The organism is Herbaspirillum sp. B65 (genome assembly GCF_000333555.1).
GTDB lineage: Bacteria > Pseudomonadota > Gammaproteobacteria > Burkholderiales > Burkholderiaceae_D > Herbaspirillum > Herbaspirillum rubrisubalbicans.
Genome location: NZ_BADI01000962.1, coordinates 1 through 3,622 on the forward strand (window position 1 = coordinate 1; position 3,622 = coordinate 3,622).

Here is a 3,622-nt window from a genome sequence, read left to right on the forward strand (position 1 = left end):
CGTCGGCCTCGCTCTCCGGCGCCTGCCGGGCCATCTTCAGCAGCGCATGGGCGGGACCGAAACGGCCCTGCTTTTCCAGTACGCGGATCGCACGCGCCCGCGCGCCAGGATAGCGGCAGGTGGCATAGACCTGCTGCGCCTGCGCCAGGTCTCCGGCCTTTTCACACTGCTGGCCAAGCTGGAACAGCAGACGTTCACGGCGGCTCTCCAGCCAGGGATTGTCGAAGCGGCCGGACGGCAGCGCAGCCAGGATCGCGGCGGCTTCCTCGCCGGCATAGTAGCGCTCCTTGCAGGCCTGCAATTGCAGGTAGAGGTCGATATCGCCCCGGCTGCGGAACCCCCGGGCCTGCGGTGCTAGCGCGATTTGTTCATAGCGCAGCGTGCCCAGGTCGGCCAGCACGAATTGGCTCCAGTCCTGGCGCAGGTTGCCGAAGAACATCAAACGCAAACGTTCACACAGCCCGCTCACCCGCATGGACAGGACTTGTTCGCCGCCCTGCCCGGCCGCCATCCAGTGCGCCAGGCGGCGCGGTTCTGCATGGGCCGGATCAGCCGCCAGGGCGGCCAGCAAGTCCTCCTTGCGCGCACTCCTGAGTGCGCCCCGCAGGCCGAACCAGCGCACCAGTTCGGGCTTGGTCGCCAGGGCAAACACCTGGGCCAGCGACAGCGCTGCATCCTGCTCCACCCACGCCGATGGCAGCCCCTGTGCGGCCTGCAACGGGCAGCCGATCTCGGGGTAGTCCAGCCGGCTGGTACGGAAGTGCTCACCCCGGCGCATCATCATGCGCACGAAGAGCGCGCGCGTGGCCAGCGGCAAACCGGCGAAGGTCTGGAGGAAGGCGCGCTCCTCTGCGCTAAGCAGGTCGGCATAGCGCTCGGCCAGCCACGCCAGCGCCTGCTGGAAATTGCTCAGGTAGTAGAAGCGGTGATCGGGGACGACGGGCATTGCGGCAAAAGGGAGCGGGCGGAAGGCTGTATGGATGCACAGTATATCGTTTCCTGCCCGAAGCGACGTATTTTCCTCCATTGAAGTGAAGGATCATGCGGCCCCTCCGGCCGCTCAGTCGCTCAGATCCTGCTTGCCAGCTCGGTGGCAAAGAATTCCGTCACCACCCGCACCCGTTGCGGGATGAAGCGGCGGCGCGGCCCTCCCTCTCCCTTAATGGCAAGAAAGTCGTCGTGGTCGGCGACAAGACCGGCATCGGCCTGGGGATCGGCTGAAGCCAGGGATGTGCAGGGGCATAGGAAACGGAGGGTCCCAACCAAGATTGCGTTTGCCCGCTAAGATAGGCGCCCTGCACAGTCCAATCACAATAAACACTTCCAGGAGACCGCCTTGCCCAAGCTTTCCACGCTCGCCTTTGCCCTGTCCGCCGCCCTGCTGGGCAGCGCTGCCCCCTTGCACGCGCAGCAGACCACGCGCCATGATGAATTCTTCTGGCTTGGCGAAATCAACAAGGCCAGCGCCGTCATCAACACCGACGAAGGCCTGCTGGACAAATCGATGACACCGCTGGTGGTCAAGGGCATCCGCAAGGTGCTGGCCGATGGCGAATTGCCCGGTGCCAAGCGCCCCACGCTGGTGATCACCTTCGAGCCGCTGCTGATCCAGGCGGCGGGTCCGCAGATCACCTTGCTGCACGCCGGCCGCTCCAGCCAGGACATGCTGGCCACGCTGCGCGCAGCCATCCTGCGCGAAGACCTGTTGACGCTGGCCACCCAGCTCAACGCCACCACTGCCGCCCTGGTCAAGCTGGCCGAGCGCCAGCGCGACACCATCGTGCCCAACTACACCAATGGCGTAGCCGCCCAGCCCAACAGCTATGGCCACTACCTGCTGGGCTTTGTCGCTGCGCTGGAGCGCGATGCGCAACGCCTGCGCCAAGCCTATGTGCGCCTGGATCGTTCGGCCATGGGCACCACGGTACTCAACGGCAGCAGCTGGCCGCTCAATCGCCAGCGCATGGCCGACTATCTGGGTTTTGCCGCCATCGTCGACAACGCCTATGACGCCGCGCAGCTATCGGCCGTGGATGGACCGGTGGAAGCCGGCGCCGTGGTCTCTTCCATCGCCCTGCACGCTGGCGCCTTCATCCAAGATGTGATGACCCAGTATGCCCAGCCGCGCCCGTGGATCCTGCTGCAGGAAGGCGGTGCCAATACCTATGTCTCCTCGGCCATGCCACAGAAACGCAATCCCGGCCTGCTCAACAGCACCCGGCGCGATGCCTCCACGGTGCTGGCCGAAGGCATGGGCGTGGCCATCGTCGCCCACAACCTTCCGCCCGGCATGAGCGATGCCAAGGACGTCAAGCCCAACAAGGAGATGGTGCTCAACACGGTCAAGGTATTGAAGAACTGGGAGAGCATCCTGGGCGCGCTGGTCATCGATCCGAAACGTGCGCTGGAAGAACTCAACAGCGACTGGACCGCTTCCCAGGAACTGGCCGACGTGCTCATGCGCAAGTACAAGCTGCCCTTCCGCGTGGGCCATCACTTCGCCTCGGAAGTGGTGGAATACGCCAAGGCCAACGATATCCGCCCGCTGGACTTTCCTTATGCCCAGGCGCAGCGCATCTATCACGAGGCGGTGCTGAATTCGGAATTCCCGCAGGTGCTGCCGATGTCGGAACAGGAGTTCCGCAGCACCCTGGACCCGGTGGCCATCGTGCGCAACCGCGCCACCGTGGGCGGCCCGCAGCCGGCCGAGATGGAGCGGATGCTGCGCCAAGCCAATGCGCGCGTGGCGCAGCAGGATGGCTGGATCAAGGAGCGCCAGCAGCATATCCAGAACGCGCTGCAGAAGCTGGATATGGATTTTGATCGGATGGCCGCGCAGGCAGGGGTGAAGTGATGACCTCAGATCAGTGAAGACAGGCCTACTGCAGCCGCAGCAGGGCTTTCAGATCGCTCGGGCCTTCTTTTCCAGACGAAATGTCGGTGGACAAAGGAGGCAGTACATGCGACTTGATTCATGACTCCTCGACCATCCCGCTCAAGTCCAAAGGTTTGGGATCGACCTGGGCATCGACTGCCCGCTTGAGCGTTCCTTTTTTCCTGCGCAACGCATAAGCGCGCATCACCAAGATGGGCGCAAACTCCACGCCTTGGACTGGCGTATGGCCGACAATGACCGGCATATTGAAGTGCGGGCTTTTTTCCTCTTCCAGCGCAAGAACCCACTTGCCACCATAGTTCAAGCGAACCACTTCCCCTAACTGGCGAGCAAAGGTGGTCGTCAGTTTTGAGACGTACTCTTTTTCCTGGTTGGATGACATGAGATCGAATAACTGCTCCAGCTTCTCAAAGTCATCCGGGGTCGAATCGAAACTGATTCCGTGTTGTTCGGCTTCATCTTCCAGCCACTCCAGCTGCTCATCCATGTCCATCAAAAACGCATCGAACCTTTCTTGCGCTTCCTCTTTCTTCATTTGCACTTCGCTCTCCTTTATGGAATTTTGGGGCCGATGTGAACATCGATGCCGGCTTTTTCTAACGCATCCAAATAAGGTTTGGATGCGCCTTTTTCGAGAATATGTTCAACCTGCCAGCCTTGCTTGACCAGTTCTGCGTCTTTTTGAATGGCAATGACATTTTCTTTGGTGAGGCTGACAGGCCCCGT

Annotated in this window: 2 protein-coding genes and 1 pseudogene; 1 reads left to right on the forward strand and 2 read right to left on the reverse strand. The window is 62.0% G+C overall.

What is annotated here, in order from left to right:
• A pseudogene (locus tag I5W_RS22650) lies at positions 1–946 on the reverse strand (VRR-NUC domain-containing protein); the annotation flags it as partial.
• Between the two features lie 390 nt (positions 947–1,336).
• Between I5W_RS22650 and I5W_RS22655 the strand changes: the two are divergent.
• Positions 1,337–2,854: an argininosuccinate lyase gene (locus I5W_RS22655; RefSeq protein ID WP_017453154.1), complete on the forward strand. Its 1,518-nt coding sequence runs from the start codon at positions 1,337–1,339 to the stop codon at positions 2,852–2,854.
• Positions 2,855–2,972: 118 nt separating this feature from the next.
• Here the strand turns inward: I5W_RS22655 and I5W_RS22660 are convergent, their stop codons facing one another.
• Entirely contained in the window at positions 2,973–3,431 is a 459-nt protein-coding gene (locus I5W_RS22660; RefSeq protein WP_017453153.1) for a hypothetical protein, read from the reverse strand.
• Between the last annotated feature and the right edge of the window lie 191 nt (positions 3,432–3,622).